Annotated in this window: 17 protein-coding genes and 1 other RNA gene; 9 read left to right on the top strand and 9 right to left on the bottom strand. The window is 75.3% G+C overall.

Annotated elements, in window-relative coordinates; all coding sequences use genetic code 11:
• Window positions 1-94: 94 nt before the first annotated feature.
• A complete protein-coding gene (locus JOF41_RS35880; protein ID WP_229795875.1) occupies window positions 95-319 on the top strand; it encodes a ParB family protein in 225 nt (74 codons plus the stop codon).
• Window positions 320-492: 173 nt separating this feature from the next.
• Here the strand turns inward: JOF41_RS35880 and rnpB are convergent.
• An RNA gene (rnpB, locus tag JOF41_RS35875) (RNase P RNA component class A) lies at window positions 493-890 on the bottom strand.
• Between the two features lie 222 nt (window positions 891-1,112).
• Between rnpB and ssuE the strand changes: the two genes are divergently transcribed.
• Complete coding sequence (gene ssuE, locus JOF41_RS35870) at window positions 1,113-1,658, top strand: NADPH-dependent FMN reductase (protein ID WP_189224560.1); 546 nt, start codon at window positions 1,113-1,115, stop codon at window positions 1,656-1,658.
• Window positions 1,659-1,998: 340 nt separating this feature from the next.
• On the opposite strand, the gene JOF41_RS35865 is transcribed toward ssuE, so the two are convergent.
• The 5 genes from JOF41_RS35865 to JOF41_RS35845 all read right to left on the bottom strand — a co-directional run bounded on the left by JOF41_RS35865 (window position 1,999) and on the right by JOF41_RS35845 (window position 7,222).
• Entirely contained in the window at window positions 1,999-3,123 is a 1,125-nt protein-coding gene (locus JOF41_RS35865; RefSeq protein ID WP_209623952.1) for a bifunctional RNase H/acid phosphatase, read from the bottom strand.
• Window positions 3,120-3,857 (bottom strand): zinc ribbon domain-containing protein, encoded by a 738-nt coding sequence (locus JOF41_RS35860; RefSeq protein ID WP_189224558.1) that lies wholly within the window; start codon window positions 3,855-3,857, stop codon window positions 3,120-3,122. Before JOF41_RS35860 ends, JOF41_RS35865 begins: the two co-directional genes overlap by 4 nt.
• On the bottom strand, window positions 3,854-4,999 hold the full coding sequence (locus JOF41_RS35855) for a Nif3-like dinuclear metal center hexameric protein (RefSeq protein ID WP_209623951.1): 1,146 nt from the start codon (window positions 4,997-4,999) through the stop codon (window positions 3,854-3,856). The genes JOF41_RS35860 and JOF41_RS35855 overlap by 4 nt, the downstream gene beginning before the upstream one ends.
• Window positions 4,996-6,054: an Rv2231c family histidinol phosphate aminotransferase CobC gene (cobC, locus tag JOF41_RS35850; protein ID WP_209623950.1), complete on the bottom strand. Its 1,059-nt coding sequence runs from the start codon at window positions 6,052-6,054 to the stop codon at window positions 4,996-4,998. Before cobC ends, JOF41_RS35855 begins: the two co-directional genes overlap by 4 nt.
• A gap of 181 nt (window positions 6,055-6,235) precedes the next feature.
• Window positions 6,236-7,222, bottom strand: a complete 987-nt coding sequence (locus JOF41_RS35845; protein WP_209623949.1) for a polyprenyl synthetase family protein — start codon at window positions 7,220-7,222, stop codon at window positions 6,236-6,238.
• A 315-nt stretch (window positions 7,223-7,537) separates the two neighbouring features.
• On the opposite strand from JOF41_RS35845, the gene JOF41_RS35840 reads away from it, so the two are divergent.
• The 4 genes from JOF41_RS35840 to JOF41_RS35825 are packed head-to-tail and all read left to right on the top strand — an operon-like array spanning window position 7,538 to window position 10,241.
• The gene (locus JOF41_RS35840; protein WP_189224603.1) at window positions 7,538-7,990 is read left to right on the top strand and encodes a low molecular weight protein-tyrosine-phosphatase; all 453 of its coding nucleotides are present in this window, start codon (window positions 7,538-7,540) and stop codon (window positions 7,988-7,990) included.
• Window positions 7,987-8,817: a fructosamine kinase family protein gene (locus JOF41_RS35835; RefSeq protein ID WP_209623948.1), complete on the top strand. Its 831-nt coding sequence runs from the start codon at window positions 7,987-7,989 to the stop codon at window positions 8,815-8,817. Before JOF41_RS35840 ends, JOF41_RS35835 begins: the two co-directional genes overlap by 4 nt.
• 7 nt (window positions 8,818-8,824) lie before the next feature.
• Window positions 8,825-9,388: a DUF1349 domain-containing protein gene (locus tag JOF41_RS35830; protein ID WP_209623947.1), complete on the top strand. Its 564-nt coding sequence runs from the start codon at window positions 8,825-8,827 to the stop codon at window positions 9,386-9,388.
• Window positions 9,389-9,404: 16 nt separating this feature from the next.
• A complete protein-coding gene (locus JOF41_RS35825) occupies window positions 9,405-10,241 on the top strand; it encodes an SURF1 family cytochrome oxidase biogenesis protein (RefSeq protein ID WP_189224552.1) in 837 nt (278 codons plus the stop codon).
• Between the two features lie 98 nt (window positions 10,242-10,339).
• Here JOF41_RS35825 and JOF41_RS35820 read toward each other — a convergent pair whose 3' ends face one another.
• Complete coding sequence (locus tag JOF41_RS35820; protein ID WP_189224551.1) at window positions 10,340-11,278, bottom strand: cobalamin biosynthesis protein; 939 nt, start codon at window positions 11,276-11,278, stop codon at window positions 10,340-10,342.
• A gap of 51 nt (window positions 11,279-11,329) precedes the next feature.
• On the opposite strand from JOF41_RS35820, the gene JOF41_RS35815 reads away from it, so the two are divergent.
• From JOF41_RS35815 to JOF41_RS35805, 3 genes are read left to right on the top strand one after another with little or no spacing between them, the layout of a single operon-like run.
• Window positions 11,330-12,811 carry a DUF2397 domain-containing protein gene (locus tag JOF41_RS35815; RefSeq protein WP_189224550.1) on the top strand — a complete coding sequence of 494 codons (1,482 nt, stop codon included), beginning with the start codon at window positions 11,330-11,332 and terminating at the stop codon, window positions 12,809-12,811.
• Window positions 12,811-13,977 (top strand): TIGR02678 family protein, encoded by a 1,167-nt coding sequence (locus JOF41_RS35810; RefSeq protein ID WP_209623946.1) that lies wholly within the window; start codon window positions 12,811-12,813, stop codon window positions 13,975-13,977. The genes JOF41_RS35815 and JOF41_RS35810 overlap by 1 nt, the downstream gene beginning before the upstream one ends.
• Entirely contained in the window at window positions 13,974-17,999 is a 4,026-nt protein-coding gene (locus tag JOF41_RS35805) for a TIGR02680 family protein (protein WP_209623945.1), read from the top strand. Before JOF41_RS35810 ends, JOF41_RS35805 begins: the two co-directional genes overlap by 4 nt.
• 184 nt (window positions 18,000-18,183) lie before the next feature.
• Here the strand turns inward: JOF41_RS35805 and JOF41_RS35800 are convergent, their stop codons facing one another.
• Window positions 18,184-19,032: an enoyl-CoA hydratase/isomerase family protein gene (locus JOF41_RS35800; protein WP_209623944.1), complete on the bottom strand. Its 849-nt coding sequence runs from the start codon at window positions 19,030-19,032 to the stop codon at window positions 18,184-18,186.
• A gap of 229 nt (window positions 19,033-19,261) precedes the next feature.
• A complete protein-coding gene (locus tag JOF41_RS35795; RefSeq protein WP_209623943.1) occupies window positions 19,262-20,476 on the bottom strand; it encodes an ROK family transcriptional regulator in 1,215 nt (404 codons plus the stop codon).
• Window positions 20,477-20,555 lie beyond the last annotated feature (79 nt).

Here is a 20,555-nt window from a genome sequence, read left to right as displayed (position 1 = left end):
CGAACCAGCCGCCGGAGTGAACGAGATCACCACGCCGGTTCCTGGTTCGGCCACTGATCAGGTTACCGGGAGCGAGCGGTCCACGGGGCGTCGGGTGCAGCGGACGGTCAACTTCGACCAGGAGGTGCTGGAGCGGGCCCGCGCCGCCGCGACCCACCTGGCGGCCTACGAACCGGCGGCCGGGGTGCGCAGCCTCGCCGACATCGTCAACCCCGCGGTGGCCGCCTACGTGGCCGAGCTGGAGCGGGAGTTCAACCGGGGCGAGGCGTTCCGCCCGGTGCACCGGATGCCGCCGGGACGGCCGGGCAAGCGGACGTGAGCCGGTGCCGTGAGCCGGTGCCGTGAGCCGGTGCCGTGAGCCGGTGCCGTGAGCCGGTGCCGTGAGCCGGTGCCGTGAGCCGGTGCCGTGAGCCGGTGCCGTGAGCCGGTCCGGAAAACCGCCCGTTCGGCGGTAACCCGTCGGAGTCGACCCTCTGGAGGCGGCCCGGGGGGCGGAGGAGTCGGCATGTAAGCCGGATTCTGTTCGCGGGCGCCTCTCGGCGGCCCCGCTCGACGGCCATCCATCTGGGCCTGCCGTCGCCGACAGGCTCGTGCGGCCTACCCGCAGGCATCGGACGGGCCGCCCTCGATCGCCTGCGCAGGTGCCTGAGCACCCTCTTGGCCTTGCTCCGGGTGGGGTTTGCCTAGCCGCTCCCGTCACCGGGAGCGCTGGTGGTCTCTTACACCACCGTTTCACCCTTGCCCCGGCTCGCGCCAAGGCGGTCTGTTCTCTGTGGCACTGTCCCGAGGGTCACCCCTGGTTGCCGTTAGCAACCACCCTGCCCTGTGGAGTCCGGACTTTCCTCGGCGGCGGACCGGGGGCCCGCCGACGCGGCCGTCCTGCCGACTCATCCGCCCGCACAGGATAGAGGACCCCGTCCCGGGTGCTGGAACCCGGCTCCCGCACCCTTGTCGCGGTGGTCGAGGACTGCTCTACTCCCGGCCATGGCAGGAACAGCGGGGCTGACCCGCCGCCGCCACGTGGACTACGGCCGAACCGCCGCCGCGATCTGTCGCCGCTGACGCTTTTTACCTCGTGATCCGAGCCTTCTCCCAGTGAGGTGTCAGCGACCATGTCGACCGTTCTGGTGATCTCCGGCAGTCCCTCCCCCGCCTCGCGCGCGGGCGTCCTCGTCTCCCACGTGGAAGACCTGCTCACCGAGGCGGGACACGGGGTGAAGACCCTGCACGTGCGGCAGCTGCCCACGCTGTCGCTGCTCACCGAGGACCTCCAGGACCCCGAGATCGCCGACGCGATCGGCGCGGTGCTGCGCGCCGAGGGCATCGTGGTGGCCAGCCCGGTCTACCGGGCGGCCTACAGCGGGCTGGTCAAGGCGCTGCTGGACCTGCTGCCCAAGAAGGCGTTGCGGGGCAGGGTGATCCTGCCCCTGGCCACCGGCGGCAGCCAGGGGTTCCTGGTGGCGATGGACTACGCGCTCAACCCGCTGCTGGCGGGCAAGGGCGCGGACACCGTGCTGCGCGGCGAGTTCGTGCTGGACCAGGACGTCGTCGGCGGCGACCTGACCCCCGGCGCGGCCGAGGCGGTGCGCGGGGCGGTGGACCGGTTCGCCACCGCGCTCGACCGCGCCCGGTTCCGCCGCCTGCGCCCCACCGGCTGACCCACCCCCGCGAGTCGAACGCTCAGGACCCCTGAGTTCGTCGTTCGGGTTGGGTTATCCAGCAAGGGGTGCGCTCGCCGCGCGGCAGGTCGCCAAGGACGGCGCTCGCGGGCACCCCGCTGCGCGCTCTCCGCGCGCCCCCCTGGTGCGTCGGCAAGTACCACCCGACGGGGCTGGGGAGGCCGGTGGCTACTACCCGAGGCATGGAAGCGGGGCGCGCGAGCGCGGGCTGGGGCGCGGAAAGCGCGGGTCAGGGCGCGACAGTGCGGGTCGGGGTGCGCGAATGTTGAATTCGGGGGTTCTGAGCGTTCGACTCGCGGGGTGGGTGGGGGCTTGGAGGTCAAACGCAGTGGGAGGTGTCGTTGATCAGGCGGACGGAGGCGTGGCCGTCCGGGTAGAACTCCGCCACCGACAGCGACGCGAGGTCCAGGTGCAGTCGGAACAGCAAGGACGGCCCCACGTCCAGCGCCATCCGCAGCAGCGACTTGATCGGCGTGACGTGGCTGACCACCACGACGTCCGCGCCGCCGTAGCGGGCGATCAGCTCGGTGCGGACCCGCCGCACCCGGCTGTGCACCTGGTCGAAGGTCTCCCCGCCCGGCGGCGGCACGGACGGGTCACCCAGCCAGGTCCGGTGCACCTCCGGGTCGCGGGCGGCGGCCTCGGCGAAGGTCAGGCCCTCCCAGGCGCCGAAGTCGGTCTCGATCAGCCCGTCGTGCACCACCAGTTCCGCGCCGGTGGCGGCGGCGACCGCCTGGGCGGTGCTCCTCGCCCGGTCCAGCGGCGAGGTGACCACGGCGGCCAGCCCGTCGAGCTTGGCCAGCCTGCGCGCGGCGGCTTCGGCCTGCCGCCTGCCCACGTCGGTCAGCGGCGGGTTGCCGCGCCCGGAGTAGCGGCGGGCCACGGACAGCTCGGTCTGCCCGTGCCGCAGGAGGTGGAACCTGGTGGGCGTGCCGACCGCGCCGGTCCAGGACGCGGGCGGCGCGCTCTGGCTCGCGGGCTCGGCCTGCTGGGGCTCAGCCTGCTGGGGTTCGGCCTGCTGGGGTTCGGCGCGGGTGATCCCGGCCTGCTCGTCCATGGCCCGGTTCGCCAGCCGGTCGGCGTCCTTGTTGCGCTCGCGGGGGATCCACTCGTAGCCGACGCGGTCGAACCGCCGCGCCAGCTCCCGCGCCTCCAGGGCGAGCGGCTGCATCGCCGGGTGCTTGACCTTCCAGCGGCCCGACATCTGCTCGACCACGAGCTTGGAGTCCATCCGGACGGCCACCTCGCGCGCGCCCAGCTCGGCCGCCGCGCGCAGGCCCTCGATCAGGCCCCGGTACTCGGCCACGTTGTTGGTCGCGACGCCGACGCCGTCGAACCGCTCGGCCAGCACCTCGCCGGTGCCCGCGTCCCGGACGACCGCGCCGTAGCCCGCCGGGCCGGGGTTGCCGCGCGAGCCCCCGTCCGCCTCGACGACGACCTTCACAGCCCGGATTCCGCCGTTCGCACCATGATCGCGCCGCACTCCTCGCACTGCACGACCTCGTCCGCCGCGGCTTCCTTGACCTTGCCCAGGGCGCTGCGGTCCAGCTCGATCCGGCACGCGCCGCAGCGCCGGGACTGCAGCAGCGCCGCGCCGGTGCCCTTGTGCGCGCGCACCCGGTCGTAGAGCGCCAGCAGCGGCTCGGGGAACTGGGTGGTCATGAGCTTGCGGTCGGCGGTGCGCTTGGCCTCGGTGGACTCCAGGTCGGCCAGCGCGGCGTCGCGCCTGCGGGCGGCGTCGGACAGCGCCTCCTGCGCCTTGTCCAGCTCGACCCGCGCGTGCTGCACGTCGGCCTCGACCGCCTCGCGCCGCTCCATCAGCTCCAGCAGGTCGTCCTCCAGCGCGGACTGCCTGCGCACCAGCGTGGCCAGCTCGTGCTCCAGGTCGGTCAGCTGCTTGGCGGCGATCTTGCCCGACTGCAGCAGCTCGCGGTCGCGGGCCGCGCGGGCGCGCACCTGGTCGATCTCGGTCTCCTGCCGCTTGACGTCGCGGTCCAGGTCCCCGAGCGTGGTCTGCACGGTGGTCAGCGCGTCCTGCTTGGCGCGCACCAGCTTCTCCGCCTCGGCGATTTCCGCGATCTCGGGCAGCGTGCGGCGGCGGTGCGCGACGCGCGCCAGTTCGGTGTCGACCTGCGCCAGGTCGAGCAGCCTGCGCTGCACGGCGGGATCGGCTTTCACTTCAGCGGTCCTCCTGTTCGGCTCGTCGCGCCGACGGTCCACGGGTCGGTCCGGCGGGTGGAGACGAGGACTTCGACGGTACCGCCGAACGCGGTGCGCACGACGTCGGCCGCCTGCTCGCACCACGGCCACTCGCTGGCCCAGTGCGCCACGTCCACCAGCGCGGGTCCGCCCGAGGCCAGGTGCTCGCCCGCCGGGTGGTGCCGCAGGTCTGCGGTGACGTAGGCGTCCACGCCCGCCCTGGTGGCCGCGGACAGGTAGCTGTCGCCCGCGCCGCCGCACACCGCGACCCGGCGGATCGGCCGCTCGGGGTCGCCCGCGGCGCGCACGCCCCATGCGGTGGCGGGCAGCGCGTCGGCGACGCGCTGGGTGAACGCGCGCAGCGGTTCGGGCTCGGCCAGCTCCCCGATCCGCCCGATGCCGGTGTCGGCCGGGAGGTCGGCGATCTCGTTGAGGTTGAAGGCGACTTCCTCGTACGGGTGGGCGGCGCGCAGGGCGCGCACGACCTCGGCGCGCAGGGCGCGGTCGAGCACCAGCTCGACGCGGGTCTCGGCGACGCGCTCCAGCCGTCCGACCTCGCCGACGGCCGGGTTCGCGCCCTGGACGGGGCGGAACTGGCCGGTGCCGTCGACGGTCCAGGCGAAGTCGCGGTAGTCGCCCAGCGCCCCCGCGCCCGCCTCGTGCAGCGCGTCGAGCACCCGCTCCGCATCGGCGACCGGGACGTAGGTGGTCAGCACGTCCAGCCTGCGCGCGGGCGCCGGGACCAGCGGGCCGGTGACGCGCAGGCCGAGCGCGCCCGCGAGCGCGTCGGACACGCCGGGGTTGGCCGCGTCGGCGTTGGTGTGCGCGGTGTAGAGGGCGATGCCGCCGCGGATGAGGCGGTGCACCAGCGCGCCCTTGGGGTCGTCGGCGGGCACGCCGTTGACCCCGCGCAGCATCAGCGGGTGGTGCGCGACCAGCAGCTGCGCGCCCACCTCGACCGCTTCGTCCACAGTGGACTCGGTCGGGTCGACGCAGAACAGCGCGCGGGACACCGGTTCGGCCCGGTCCCCGCACACCAGCCCGACCGCGTCCCACGACTCGGCGGTCGCGGGCGGGTAGGCCGCCTCCAGCGCCTTCAGCACGTCCCCGAGGCTCGTCATCGCCGCTCCTCCAGCACCACGCGCAGCGCGTCGGTCAGCACCGCGAACTCCTCCGGCGGGCGCACCGCGACCCTCAGGTGGTCCGGCGTCAGACCGGGGAAGGTGTCCGCCCGCCGGACCGCGACCCCCTTGTCCCGCAACGCCTTGCGCACGCGCTCGCCGTCGGGCACGCGCAGCAGCAGGAACGGCGCGCTGGGCGGGACCACCACCAGCTGGCCCAGCTGCCGCGCGGCGTGCCGGGCGTGCTCGCGGCCCGCCACGGCCATCCGCTCGGCCTCGGCGACGGCGGCGGGCTCGCAGCAGGCGGCGACCGCTTCCAGGACCAGGCTGCCGACCGGCCACTGCGGGCGCGGGCTGGCCAGGCGGGTCAGCAGGTCGGGCGAGCCGAGCAGGTAGCCCGCGCGCAGGCCCGCCAGGCCCCAGGTCTTGGTGAGGCTGCGCAGCACCAGCAGCCCCGGCACGTCGCGGTCACCCGCCAGCGACTCGGGCTCGCCGGGCACCGCGTCGGCGAACGCCTCGTCCACCACCAGCACCCGGCCCGGCCGCGCCAGCGACCGCACCACGTCGGCCGGGTGCAGCACGGACGTGGGGTTGGTCGGGTTGCCCAGCACCACCAGGTCGGCCTCGTCGGGCACCAGCTCGGGGCGCAGCCGGTAGCCGTCGTCGGCGGAGAGCAGGACGCGGTGCACCGGCACGCCCGCGTCGCGCAGGGCGACCTCGGGCTCGGTGAAGGAGGGGTGGACCACGGCGGCCAGCGCCGGGTTCAACGCGGGCAGCAGCGCGAAGCCCTCGGCCGCGCCCGCCAGCACCAGCACTTCCTCCGGGAGCCTGCCGTGGCGGCGCGCGGCGGCGCGGCGGGCGCGGTCGTCGGCGGCGCGGGCGGGGTAGGCGCCCAGGTGGTCCAGGGCGGCGGCCAGCCGGTCCCGCAGCCACCTCGGCGGGGCGGGCGTCCGGACGTTGACCGCGAAGTCGGCGAGACCGGGCCCGGCGTCGACGTCCCCGTGGTGGCGCAGCAGGTCGCGCCCGCCGTCGTGCCCGGAATCGTGGCTGGTCATCGCCGGGAGTCTAGGCGATCAGGCCCGGCCCGCCGGACGGAGCCCGAGCCCGGCGGCGCGTGCAAGTACTACCCGCCCGGTCTCGTCGAGCGCGTAACTACTACCCGCCTGGGTCGACGTCGTGGGCCGGGTAGTAGTTACCGGCCCACGGAGGTGGGACGGGTAGTACTTGCAGGCGCGGTCAGGGGGTGAGCTGGGAGGTGGCCCAGGCCAGGTAGGCGGCGGGGAACTCGCGCAGGACGCCGAGGGCCTCGCCCTCGGGCAGGGCGGGCAGGGCCTCGACGGTCTGGGCGGCCAGGTTGGCGCAGTAGGCCAGGGTCTCCGGGACCAGCGGGCCGGTGCGCAGCTCGGCCAGCAGGTCCGCCACCTCCGCGTCGGTCAGCGCCGAACCGCGCTCGTCGAGCAGGGTGCGCTGGGCGGGGGTCAGCGCGCGCAGCAGGGGAAAGGTGTAGACGCCCTGCCGGATGTCCTCGCCCACCGGCCTGCCCAGCCGCTGCGCCGTGGACGCCAGGTCCAGCAGGTCGTCCAGCAGTTGGAACAGCAGCCCGAAGTGGGCGCCGTACTCGGCCAGGCGCGTGGCGGTCTCCTCGTCCGCCTCGGCGCAGTGCGCGGCCAGCACGCACCCCACGCGGAACAACGCCCCCGTCTTCAACGCGATCGAGCGCAGCGCGCTGTCCGGGTCGCGGTGCGCGTCGAACAGCTCCAGCGACTCCAGCACCTGCCCCTCGACCAGGTCCGCGGTGGCCGCCGCGAGCTTGGCCGCCGCGTGCGCCGAGATGCCCTCCAGCGCCGCCTGCCCCGCGCGCACCAGCATGAAGTCGCCGACCAGCACCGCGTGGCCGGTCCCCCACTCCTCGTCGACCGTGCGCACCCCGCGCCGCCGCGCCGCGCCGTCGACCAGGTCGTCGTGCACCAGCGACCCGGCGTGCAGCAGCTCGACGCAGGCCGCCGCGGTGATCACCTCGGCGGTGATCTCCCCGGTCAGCGCCAGCGCGCTGGACAGCACCAGCACCGACCGCAGGCGCTTGCCCCCGGCGGAGGTGACGCGGCCAGCGGAGGCGTTGAGCGCGGGCAGCGTCGAGGAGGTGGCGAGGGCGCGGATCTCGTCCTCGACCAGCGGCAGGGCCTGCGCCAGTGCCGGGAGGGAGGCGATGGTCGTGGCGGACACACCCCGATCGTGGCTCGCGCGAACTGAGAGGGGGCTGAGACCGGCTACAGGGCCGAGATCGCCACGGCGAGGGCCAGCAGCAGCGCGCCCGCCACCCAGTGCCACCGCACCGGCGGCCGGTCCGGGCACGCCGAGTCCCGCAGGAACGACCCCGCCACGACTGCCACCACCCCGGAGAAACGACTGGTCAACCCGCTTGCGGAGTCGCTGGGACCGCTCGGGTCGTTACCCCGCAAAGGTCTGGACCTTTAGGGTAGCCCCCGGCGCGGAACCGCTCCCCCGAGCACCCGGCCTGGCAGACTCGCCGCCGTGACGCTGCACGTGAGCTTCATCTGCACAGGCAACATCTGCCGCTCCCCGGTGGCCGCGATCGTCTTCCGCGAGCACCTGCGCCGGGCCGGGCTGACCGGGGTCGAGGTCACCAGCGCGGGCACCGGCGGCTGGCACGTGGGCGACCCGGCCGACCCCAGGGCGGCGAAGTCGCTGGCGGACAACGGCTACCCCACCGAGCACACCGCCGCCCAGGTCGAGCAGAACCACCTGGACGCGGACCTGCTGGTGGCGCTGGACTCCGGCCACGCGCGCACGCTGCGCCGGATGGTCGCCGACCCCGACAGGGTGCGGCTGCTGCGCTCGTTCGACCCGGACGCGGACGACACCGACGTGCCCGACCCGTACTACGGCGACGAGGAGGACTTCGACACCGTGATCACCATGGTCGAGGCCGCGATGCCGGGGCTGCTGGCGTGGGTGCGCGAGAACCGGTGAACCCCGCCGCCGCGGTCGCGGAGATCACCGGGACGCCCGCCGTCGAGGTGCGCCAACTGGCCGGGTCGGTCTACGAGGTCGACCTGGCCGACGGCGACCTGGTCGTGGTCAAGCACCACGGCGAGCCCGACGCGGTGCTCGCCGAGGCCGCGTCGCTGGAGTGGCTGGCCGAACCGGAGGGGCCGCCGGTGCCCGGCGTGCGCGGGCACGACGAGCACTGGCTGGTGGTCGACCAGGTCGAGCCGGGACGGCCCACCGAGCGCGCCGCCGAGGAGCTGGGCAGGCGGCTGGCCGCCCTGCACGCCACCGGCGCACCCGCGTTCGGCTCGCCCCCGCCCGGCGGCCCGGTCCACGCCGCCATCGGGCTCGCGCCCATGCCCAACGTCGAGTCCCCCACCTGGGCGGACTGGTTCGCCGAGCACCGCATCGCGCACTACACCCGGCTGGCCGTGGACCGCGGCGCGCTCACCCCGCAGGAAGCCCGCCGGATCGAGGCGGTCCGCGTGGCGGCCCCCGACGAGCCGCCCGCCCGGCTGCACGGCGACCTGTGGAACGGCAACGTGCACTGGGCCGCCGACGGCCGCGCGTGGCTGATCGACCCGGCCGCGCACGGCGGGCACCGGGAGAGCGACCTGGCGATGCTGGCCCTGTTCGGCTGCCCGCACCTGGAACGGGTGCTGGCCGCCTACCACGAGGTCGCGCCGCTGGCCGACGGCTGGCGCGAGCGGGTGCCGCTGCACCAGCTGTTCCCGCTGCTGGTGCACGCTGTGCTGTTCGGGCGCGGCTACGCCCAACAGGCCTTGGCGGCGGCCCGTTCGCCGGCATGATCGGCGGATGGCGATCACGGCGTTCGGACGCGACGACTGGCAGTGGCTCAACGAACCGGGGCGGTGGTCGGCCGAGGACGGCCTGACCGTCGTGGCCGACGCGGGCACCGACTTCTGGCGCACCACGCACTACGGCTACGACCGCGACACCGGTCACGTCCTCGGCGTGCCGCTGGAGGGCGACTTCACGCTGGTGGCGTCGTTCAGCGCGGAGTACGCCGCGCAGTACGACCAGGCCGGGATCGCGCTGCGGGTGGACGAGCGGAACTGGATCAAGGCAGGCGTCGAGCTGGTCGACGGCGGGTTCCAGATCAGCACCGTGGTGACCCGCGAGGTGTCGGACTGGTCGGTGCTCCCGGCGCCGCGCGCCGACCGCGTGACCATCGCCGCGGAGCGCTCCGGCGACGCGGTGACCCTGCGCTTCGGCGTGGGCGAGGAGGAGCCCGCGACCCTGCTGCGGCTGGCCTACTTCCCGCCCTCGGTGCGCGCGCTGGCGGGGGTCATGGCGGCGGCGCCGGAGGGCCCCGGCTTCACCGCCCGGTTCGACCGGGTGCGGGTCACACCGGCGTAGGGCTTACCGTGGTGACGTGCGGTTGAAGTTCCTGTTGCGGCCCGGCTGGCTGGCGTTGACGCTGGCCGTGTGGGTGTTCGCGGGCGCCTGCTTCGCCCTGCTCGCGCCCTGGCAGTTCCGCCGGGACGCCGACCGGGAGGCGCAGAACAACGCGGTGGTGCAGTCCATGCGCACCGACCCGGTGCCGGTGGCCGAGGTGCTGGACCGGCCGGGCGCCGAGGTCGAGTGGCGGCGGGTCGAGCTGACCGGCCGCTACCTGCCCGAGGCGCAGGCGGTGGCGCGGCTGCGGACCGTGCAGGGCGAGGCCGCCTTCGAGGTGCTGACCCCGTTCGCGCTGGTGGACGGTCCGACGGTGCTGGTCGACCGGGGGTACGTGCGGCCGGTGGACGGCATCAGGGTGCCCGACGTGCCCGCGCCGCCCACCGGTGAGGTGACGGTGGTCGCGCTCACCCGGTCGAGTGAGTCGGACAACCGCGACGCCTTCGACCAGGACGGGCACCGGCAGGTCTACGCGATCAACCCGGCCGTGGTGAGCCGCGCCACCGGCGTCGAGCTGCGGCCCGGCTACTTCCAACTGGTGGAGGGGCAGCCGGGGGTGACCGCCGCGCTGCCGCTGCCCAAGCTGGACGCGGGCCCGTTCTTCTCCTACGCGCTGCAGTGGATCGCGTTCGGCGTGATGGCGCTGGGCGGCTGGGTCTACTTCAGCTGGCGCGAGGTCCAGCCCGGCGGCGCGCTGGCCGGGGAGCGCCCGGAGCGGGGACCGCGCCCGCGCCGCAAGTCCGTCGCCGAGATGCTCGCCGAGGACGAGGCCCCCGCCGGTCCCAGTGCGTCGGCAAGTACTACCCGAGCCTGATCCGCGAGCGCACAACTACTACCCGCCCGGCGGCAGCGCTGAGCCGGGTAGTGGTCAGCGGCCCCGCGAGGGGGGTCGGGTAGTACTTGCAGGTGCGGTTAGCGGGGGCGGGCGAACAGGGCGATGAGGGCGGTGACCACCGCCGCCGACGCGCCGACCACCCGCGACAGCTCCACCGCGCGCGTGACGTGCCCGGCGTCGGGCTGGCGGCCGTGGCCCAGCACCGGCCGGTCCTCCGCGCCGTGCGCGTACACCGTGCGCCCGCCGAGGCGGATCTCCAGCGCGCCCGCGAACGCCGCCTCGACCTGGCCCGCGTTGGGACTGGGGTGCGCCGCCGCGTCCCGCCGCCACGCCGTCCACGCCTCCGGGGCCGAACCGCCGACCACCGGGGCGCCCGCCGCGGTCAGCAGCGCGGCCAGCCGGGACGGCAGCAGGTTGGCCACGTCGTCCAGCCGCGCGGCGGCCCAGCCGAACCGGCGGTAGCGCTTCGAGCGGTGGCCGACCATGGCGTCCAGCGTGTTGGCCGCGCGGTAGCCCAGCAGCCCCGGCACGCCCGCGACCGCGCCCCAGAACAGCGGCGCCACCACGGCGTCGGAGGTGTTCTCCGCCACCGACTCGACGGTGGCCTTGGCCAGCGCCAGGGTGTCCAGGTCGCGCGGCTCGCGCCCGCACAGGTTGGGCAGCCGCTCGCGGGCCGCGGCCAGGTCGCCGCCGTCCAGCTCGCGCCCCATCGCGGTGCCCTCGTCGGCCAGCGACGCGCCGCCCAGCACCACCCAGGTGGCCGCGGCCGTGGTCAACGCCCGCGCCACCGGGTGCCGAGCGGCCAGCCGCTCCACCGCGGCCCCGGCCAGCGCGGTGCCGCCGACCAGCACGACCGTGTGCGCGACCCCGGCGGCCCGGTGGTCACGGTACAGCTTGCGCTCCAACGCACCCGCCACGCGGCCGAACGCCGCCACCGGGTGATACCTCTTCGGGTCGCCGAACACCGCGTCCGCGGCCACGCCCAGCAACAGCCCCACCGCGCGTCCCACGCTCACACCGGCACGGTAGCCAAGTCGTGTCGGTGGTCCGCATTAGGGTTGCCCATCGTGGAACCAGCGGGCCGCCTCAAGCTCTACGCCTACTTGGACGCGCGCGAGCACCAGCGCACGTACCTGGCGATCATGCGGCTGTTCACGTCCACGCTGCTGGCCGACCTGTCCGCGGGCGAGGTCGCCGGGGCGCTGGCCGGGGCCGAGCGCGAGGGCCGGGTGGAGCCGGGCGAGTCGCGCATCGAGAACGTGATCAACCGGCTCAAGCAGCTGGTCGAGTGGGGCAACCTGGTGCAGGGCCGCCGCGAGGTGGTGGCCTCCAGCATCGCCGAGTTCCAGCACGGCAGCGTGCGCTACCAGGTGAGCAAGCTCGCGGTGCGGGTGCAGCGGGACGCGGACGAGCTGCTGCGGGTGCCCGAGGGCGCGCGGGAGGTCTCCCGCGAGCTGCTGCCCGCCGTGGAGCGCGGCCTCGGCCAGCTCGGCCGGTCGCTGTCCGAGGCGCTGGTCAGCGGCGCGCCCAGGGCCCGCGAGGTGCTGGCCGAGCAGGTCACCACGCTGTTCCTGCAGCACGCGGAGCTGGCCGCCACGGTCCGCGACTTCTACGCCTACCTCGGCCAGGTCGTCACCCGGCACCACCTGGACCCGGAGGAGATCAGCGGGTTCCGCAACCTGCTGGTCGAGTACATCCAGATGGTGGTGGAGGACGTGCTGCGGCACACCCCCGCCATCGCCGAGGCGCTGGCCGGGCTCAACGCCGCCCGCTCGGAGCTGCTGCGCCTGCTGGGCCGCGCCGAGCTGGGCGAGCGGGTGGAGCGGGCGCGCGGCCGGTCGGCGGAGGACTGGCAGGAGCTGACCGACTGGTTCGTGGACCGGCCGGGGCGGCCCAGCCAGGTCACCGCGCTGCGCGAGGCCACCGCGCGGGCCATCGGCTCGCTGCTGGCCAGCGTGAAGCGGGCCACCTCCGGCGGCGGGCTGCTGCCGGGGCGGCGGGCGGAGCTGCTGAAGCTGGCCGCCTGGTTCGACGCGAGCACCCGCGAGCAGGCGCACGAGCTGTACGCGGCGGCGTTCGGCCTGTACTCGGCGCGGCACGTCTCCCCCGCGCCGGAGCACGACAGCGACAACGAGCGCACGCCGTGGCGCGACGGGCCGGTGCACGAGGTGCAGGTCAGCGTGCGCAGCCGGGGCGATCGCGGGGCGCGCGGGCGCACCTCGCGCATCCTGGACGACCCGATGACCGAGCAGTCGCTGCTGGCCGAGGCCCGCGAGGCGGACGAGCGGCGGGCCGCGTCCGTGGCGGAGCTGGCCGCCGCCGCGCCGAGGCTGGCCGAGACCACCCTGTCCGGCGAGGCGCTGGGCGTGCTGTGCGAGCTGCTGACGCTGGCCATGGCGCAGCGCGACAGCGCGCAGGACTCGGGCTCGGCGTCGGACCCGGTGCGCGGGCTGCGGGTGACCGTCGAGCACGCGCGGGGCCGCACGGCCACGATCCGCTCGCACGCGGGCACGCTGACCCTGCACGACTCCACGCTGGTGCTCGACTGATGTTCGACGACCTCTCCGAGATCGACGCGGCCGACGTCGTGCGCTGCGCGCGCACCCTGCTGCGCAGGCCGTTCCTGCGCGCGGACGGCCCGGACGGCGAGCTGGTGGCCCTGGTGCACCGGCACCGGTTCGCGCTGCAGGACCTGTTCGCGGGCCTGCTGGGCTACCGGCTGGTGGTGGAGCGGCGGTTCGCCCGGCTCTACAAGGCCGGTCCCGGCGCGGACGACACGCGCGGGGTGCTCGGCCTGTCCCCGCGCGGCTACGCCTACCTGGCGCTGACGCTGGCGGTGCTGACCGGCGTGGCGCGGCAGACCCTGCTGTCCCGGCTGGTCTCCGACATCCGCGCGGCGGCGGTGGAGGCCGGCATCGCGGTGGTGGACGACGTGGCCGACCGGCGCGCGCTGACCGCCGCGCTGCGCCACCTGGTGTCGCTGGGCGTGCTGCACGAGACCGAGGGCACCGTCGACGCCGGGACCGAGGCGCTGATCACGGTGGACACCGACCTGCTCGGCCAGCTGCTGACCGGCCCGGTCGGCGAGGCGGACAGCGCGCGGCGGCTGGTGGAGCTGGCGGCCCGGCCGGGCCCGCGCGGCGTGGAGCACGCGGTGCGGCGCAAGCTGGTGGAGAACCCCGTGGTGCTCTACGCGGACCTGCCGCCGGAGCAGGCCGAGTGGCTGCGGCGCAACCAGCGCAAGGAGCGGGCGCTGCTGGAGACCGCGTTCGGGTTGCGCGCCGAGTGCCGCGCCGAGGGCGTGCTGACCACCGACCCCGAGGACTACCTGAGCGACCTGTCCTTCCCCGGCACGTCCACGGTGGCGCGGATCGCGCTGCTGGCGCTGCCCGAGCTGCTGGCCGACGAGCCGCGCGCGGACGGGCGGCACCCGGTGTCCCGGCAGGCGCTGCGCGAGCGGTGCGCGCGGCTGGTGGAGGACTACCCGGCGGCGTGGTCCAAGCAGTTCACCGACGACCTGGAACGGCTGGTCGACGAGGTGCTGGAGCTGCTGCGCCGGATGGGTCTGGCGGTCGCGGAGCAGGACGGCTGGGTGCTCAACCCGGCCGCCCACCGCTGGCTGCCCGAGCCGGACGGCGACCCGGAGCGCGAGGTCGTGGTGGCGGCGGCGCCGGAGGTGCCCAGCTGGTCCCTGTTCGATGAGGAGAGCGCGTGAACGACCGGTGGCGGCTGCACCGCGGCGGCATCGTCAACATCTGGCAGTACGCCGAGCAGACGTTCGACTTCTCCGGCGGGCGGGCGATCTTCCAGGGCACCAACGGCTCGGGCAAGTCGCGCACCCTGGAGCTGCTGCTGCCGCTGTGCCTGGACGGCGACCTGCGGCAGGTCGGCTCCAAGGGCTTCGACACGGTCAGCCTGCGGCGGCTGATGCTCGACGACTACGACGGCGGGCCGAACCGGATCGGCTACGCCTGGGTCGAGCTCAAGCGCGGCGAGGACGAGTACCTGACCTGCGGGTTGGGCGTGAAGGCGTCCAAGACCTCGCAGGCGATCACGGACTCGTGGCGGTTCATCACCCCGCTGCGGGTGGGCAGGCAGCTGCAGCTGGTCGGCGCGGAGCGCACCCCGCTGGGGCCCGCGCACCTGCGCGAGGCGATCGGCGCGGACTGCGTGCTGGAGGAGGCCGCGTTCCGCGCCAAGGTCGCCGAGACCGTCTACGGCGTGCCCGCCGCCCGCTACGGCGACCTGCTGCACCTGCAGCGCACGCTGCGCAACCCCGACGTGGGCCTGAAGGTGCTGGAGGGGCAGCTGGAGCAGATCCTGTCCGACGCGCTGCCGCCGCTGGACCAGGCGATGGTGGAGCAGCTGGCGACCTCGTTCGAGGACCTGGAGTCGATCCGGGAGAACATCACCCGGCTGTCCTCGGCGGACGCGGCGCTGGGCGCGTTCCTCAAGACCTACTCCGACTACGCCTTCGGCGGGCTGCGCGCGTCGGCGGACAAGCTCGGCGCGGCCGAGGACGCGGTGCGCAAGCTGGAGCGCGAGTCGGCGAAGCTGGCCGCCGCGCTGGAGCGGACCCGCGCCGCGCGGGCCGAGGCCGAGCGCTCGCAGGCCGAGCTGGAGAACGGCGAGCAGCGGGCCGAGGAGACCATCGGCGCGCTCAAGGAGCTGCCCGCGTTCCGCGACCTGCAGGACCTGCGCACCCGCGAGAAGCTGGTGGCCGAGAAGCGCTCCTCCGCGGTCAGCGCGCTGGAGGTGGCGGCCAGGCAGCGGGCGCAGGAGGACGGCGCGGTGGACGCCGTGCTGCGGCTGCTGCGCAGGCTGGCCGAGGACCTGGCGGCGGCCGACGAGCTGGCCGAGCCGCTGCGCCACCACCTGCGGGCGGCCGGGCTGGACCCGGCGCTGGCGCCGGAGGTGCCCAGGCCGGGCACCGTCGAGGCCCAGGCGCACGCCGAGTCGGTGCGCGCCAAGCCGGACCCCGAGGCCGAGCCGCTGCCCGTCGAGCGGCGGGTGCCGCCCGCCGTGCCCGACCTGCCGCTGGACGCGGTGGCCGGCCGCGCGGCGGAGGTCGCCTCGGCGGCCCGGCGGCACGGCGCGCTGGCGCTGGCGCTGGAGGAGCGGGCGGCCGGGCTGGACGCGGCGCGGCGCGAGCTGGACGCGCTGCGGCGGACCGCCCAGGACGCGGCGCGCGGCGCGGTGGAGTCGGCGGCGCTGCGCGACCGGGAGGCCGAGGAGCTGGCCGAGGTCGCCCAGGCGTGGCTGGAGGCGGTCGCGCGGTGGTGCGAGTCCGGGCCGCTGGTCGAGCAGCGGCCCGCCTCGCCGCTGGCGCTGCCTCCGTCGGTGGACCCGGCGGGCGCGCGGTCGGTGACGGCGGCGGCGCGGGAGTGGGTCGGGCCGCTGGTCGCGACCGCGCGGGAGGCCGCGCACGCGGCGACCGGGCGGGTGGGCGGGCTGCGCGCGGCCATCGACGAGGGCGACGCCGAGCTGGCCGGGCTGCGGTCGGGCACCGCGCGCTCGCCGGAGCCGGGCCGGTTCACCGCCGCCGAGCGCGATCCCGGCGCGGGCGCGCCGTTCTACCGGCTGGTCGACTTCGGGTCCGAGGTGGACGCCGACGCGCGGGCCGGGCTGGAAGCCGCGCTGGAGGCGTGCGGCCTGCTCGACGCCTGGGTCACCGCTTCCGGCGAGGTCGCTTCGGGCGATGTGGTGGCGGTGGCGGGCGAACCGGTGGCGGGGACGTCGCTGGCCTCGGTGCTGTTGCCCGCCGTGGAGCCCAGCTCGCCGGTGCCCGCCGAAGTGGTGGCGCGGCTGCTGGAGTCGGTGGCGCTGGACGAGGGACCGGCGGCGGTGTCGGTCACCGGGCGGTGGCGGGCGGGCGTGCTGACCGGTGGCTGGCACAAGCCCGCGGCGGAGTTCATCGGCGCGGGCGCGCGCGAAGCCGCCCGGCGGCGGCGCATCGCCGAGCTGGAGGACGAGCTGGCCGCGCTGCGCGCCGACCTCGGCGCGGCCGAGCGGGACCTGACCGCCGCACGTGACCTGGTCGGGCAGTGGGAGGCGCACCTGGAGCGGTTCCCCGCCGACCGCGAGCTGGTCGCCCGGCGCGGCAGGCTCCAGGCCGCGCAGGAGTCCGCCGACCGCGCCGCGCGCCGGGCCGAGGAGCTGGACGCGGAACTGGCGCGGGCGACCGAGCACGGCGAGGCCGCGCACGCCGAGGTGGTGCGGCAGGCCGGTGACGCCGGGCTGCCCGCCGACACCGAGGGGCTGCGGCAGGCCCGCCAGGCGGCGGCCGAGGCCCAGCGCACCGCCGACCGGCTGGCCGACGTGCTGCGCCGCCAGTGCCGGGGCACGGTCGCCGACCTGGCCGACGCCGGGCACCGCTACCGCTCGGCGGTCGCCGACCGGGTGGCCGCCGAGGCCGACGCCGACACCCGGTGCGCCGACTACGCCGCCCAGGCGGGCGCCGTGGCCGAGCTGACCGAGGCGATCGGCGGCGAGGCGCGGGCCGTGGCCGACCAGCTCGGCGCGCTGGAGACGTCCCGGCGCGACCTGCGCGCACGGCTGCGCGTCGCGCGCGAGGAGGTGGCGGCGGCGCGCGAGGAGGCGGCCAAGCTGGAGGCCCGGCTGGACGGCGCGACCGCGCAGCTGGCCGCCGCCCAGGACGCCGCGGCGCGGGCCGTCGAGCAGTTCGAGGCCGTCCTGCGGGCCCCCGGCGTGCTGGTGGCCGCGCTGCCCGACGTGCCGCAGGACGTGGCGTCGGTGCGGGCCGCGCTGGCCGAGGCGGGCGACCGGCGCGGCGCGGGCGAGGCCACCGTGATCACCAAGCTCCAGGCGCTGCAGACCGCGCTGGCGGGCAGCCACGACATCGCCGCCGAGCAGCACGCGGGCCTGCTGACGGTGACCGTGACCGGCGAGGAGGGGGCCCGGCCCGCGGCCGTGGCGGCCCGCCGGGTCACCGCCAAGCTGGCCGAGCAGCGCGGCTTCCTCGACGAGCGCTACCAGGGCATCTTCGCCGACTACCTGATCCGCGACCTGGCCGAGTGGCTGCGCGGGCAGATCGCGGTGGCCGAGGACCTGTGCAAGCGGATGAACGACGTGCTCGGGCGGGCCCGCTCCAGCCAGGGCGTGCACGTGAAGCTGGCGTGGAAGCCGTCGGCGGCGCTGGACGAGCCGACCCGCGACGCGCTGGCGCTGGTGCGGCTGCCCTACGCCGAGCGCGGCCCGGAGCAGGACGCCACCCTGCGGCGGGTGTTCACCGAGCGCATCGAGGCCGAGCGGGACTCGCGCACCGGCAGCTACGCGGAGATCCTGTCGCGGGCGCTGGACTACCGGACCTGGCACCAGTTCACCGTGACGGTGGCGGACACCGGCCCGGACGGCGGGCCGCGCGAGCGCAGGCTGCGGCAGCTGTCCTCCGGTGAGACGCGGCTGATCTCGTACGTGACCCTGTTCGCCGCGGCGGCGTCGTTCTACGACGCGGTCAGCGACGAGTTCTCGCCGCTGCGCCTGGTGCTGCTGGACGAGGCGTTCGAGCGGCTGGACGACCCGACCATCGCCCGGATGCTGGGGCTGCTGGTGGACCTGGACATGGACTGGGTGATCACCTGGCCGTCGGGCTGGGGCGTGTCGGACAAGATCCCCCGGATGCACATCTACGACGTGCTGCGCCCGAAGAACGGGCGCGGCGTCGCGTGCACCCAGACCACCTGGGACGGCGCCGCCCTCGACCGCGTGGACCCCTGACCCCCACTCCGCGAACCGAGCGTTCCGACACCGCGAACTCCGCGTTCGGGCATCCCGAACGCGGAGTTCGCGCTACCCGTCGAGCTGGTCCAAGGCTTTCGGGAACTGCGCGACGCACTGCTCCACCGACTTGGCCCGAGCCGCCCTGGCACTCCACCTCAACGCCGGATGAGGTCGGAAGGGCTCAACGCCGGACGAGGTTCGCCCGCAGGACCTCTTCGAGGTCCAGCTCCACCTCGCGCGTGTGAACCCCGGCCGCGAGCGCTGCCCTGGCGAGCTCTCCGGACGCGGACGTGAACGTTTCCCCGAGCAGGCGGTCTTCCGCGCGCAGTGCGTCCTCCAGCGTGCCGTCGGCCGCGTCGATCGCTTTGGTGGCCGCGGCGCGGACACCATCGGGCAGAGTCGCGATGGTCAGTGCGACCCGCTCGACGTACTCGTCCAGTTCCGCGGCGGGCAGGGCCCGGTTCACCCATCCCCAGCGCTCGGCGGTCGCCGCGTCGACCAGACCGCCTGTCAGCACGATTTCGAGGGCGCGAGCGCGCCCCACGAGGCGGGGCAGGTGGGCAGTCGCACCAGCTCCGGGGACGATGCCGAGCAATGCCTCGAACTGGCCGAACGCCGCGGTTTCGAGGGCCGCGAATCGCAGGTCCAGGCTGGAGGCCAGCTCGGCCCCACCGCCTCGGGCGAGTCCCGCGACCTTGGCGATGGTGGTCTGGGGCAGACGCCGCCAGCGTTCGTGGAGCCGCATCATCGGGCCGGTCCCGACAAGCGTCTCCTCCGCGACCGGCAGGGCGGCGTACGTCGCGGGGTCCTCCACGAACGACAGGTCGCCGTGGGCCAGGAAGAACTCCGGATTGGCGCTCTGGACCACGATGACGTGCAGGTCGGGATCTTCCTCCGCCGATGCGGCGACGGCGTCCAGGTCGAGCATGAGCTGGGCCGTCATCAGGTTGACGGGCGGAACGTCGATGGAGACCCACAGCACCCCGTCTTGGCGCTTGACGTGGAGGCTGGGCAGGGACTGTTCGGTCACGGGATTCCTTTCGACCGGCGGTATCCCTGGTGTACCAGGTATATAGCGGGTACTTCAAAGAAACCTGGTATCCGCGAAGGTCGTCGGCGAGGATCGCGGCAGCTTGATCGAGGTCGAGGACGGCCGCTCGACTTCTTCGACGCGAAGCCACGGGAGCGGGAGAAAGCGCGGAAGCCCGTCAGCGACAGCCGAAGCGCGCGTACGTGGATCTCCGAACGCGGAGTTCGCGCTACCTGAGCGTTGAACTCGCGCTACCCGTGCGTTCGACTCGCGGGGGGCGGCGGACGCCGCCGGTGGCCAGGAACTGGGCCACGGGCAGGGTGGCCGCGCCGAGGGCGACCGACTCGGGGCCCAGCTCGCACAGCACGATCGAGGTCTGCTCGAACGGGCGACGCAGGGCGTGCCGGGCGGCCTCCGCCCGCACGTCCGCCAGCAGCCGCCCGCCCAGCAGCAGACCGGCCCAGCCGCCGACGACCACCCGCGAGGGGTTGAACAGGTTGATCAGGTTGGCGATGCCCAGGCCGGCGTAGCGCGCGGTCTCCGCCAGCACCCGCTCGGCTTCGGGCGTGCGCGCGGACACCAGCGCTCGCAGCGCCTCCTCCTGGTCCTCCGGGACGCCCGGCGCGGTCGCGCGATACCGGTCCACCACGCCGTACGCGCCGATGTAGGCCTCCAGGCAGCCCAGCGCGCCGCAGCGGCACGGCCGGCCGTCCAGCGCCACCGCCGTGTGCCCCCACTCCCCCGCGCCGCCGGACACCCCCCGGTACAACGCGCCGCCCACGATCACGCCCGCGCCGACGCCGGAGCCGATGAGCGCGATCACCGCGTCGGACGCGCCCCGGCCCGCGCCGAACCACACCTCGGCCTGGCCCAGCGTGTTGGCCCCGTTGTCCAGGTACAGCGGCAGGTCGGTGCCCTCGCGCAGCATCCGCGCCAGCGGCACGCCGTGCCAGCCGACGGTCTGCGCGTGCACCACGCCGTCCTCGACCACGCCGGGCACGCCGACGCCGACGCCGAGCACCTCGCGCGGCCCGATCGCGGCCAGGCACCGGTGCAGGCCCTCCAGGACGCGGGCGGCGACCTCGTCGGCGGGCTGGCGGTCCGGCGACATCGGGAAGGTCGCCTCGGCCAGCCGCTCCAGGGTCAGGTCGAACACCTCGACCAGCACGCGGGTCTCGCCCACGTCCACGCCGACCACGGCGGCGTGGTGGGGGTTCACCCGCAGCAGCACCCTCGGCCGGCCGCCGTCGGACTCGACCTGACCGGCCTCGACCACGACGCCGTCGATGATCAGCTCGCCCACGACGGTGCTCACCGACGCCTGGCTCAGCCCGGTCAGCCCGGCCAGCTCCTGCCTGCTGCGCGGCTGGTCGAAGTACAGGGTGCGCAGGACCCGCGCCCGGTTGACGGTGCGCAGGTCGCGCACGGTCAACTTCCGCTGCACGGTACCCCCTATCGCCAGCCCAGACGGTACGGCACGGCGAGCACGCCACCACCGGGTGAACCGCCGGACGTCGGCGAGT

The sequence above is a fragment of the Saccharothrix coeruleofusca genome, assembly GCF_017876325.1.
Taxonomy (GTDB): Bacteria; Actinomycetota; Actinomycetes; order Mycobacteriales; family Pseudonocardiaceae; genus Actinosynnema; species Actinosynnema coeruleofuscum.
Note: the sequence above shows the minus strand (reverse complement) of the source record. Positions and strands in the feature narration are given on the sequence as shown.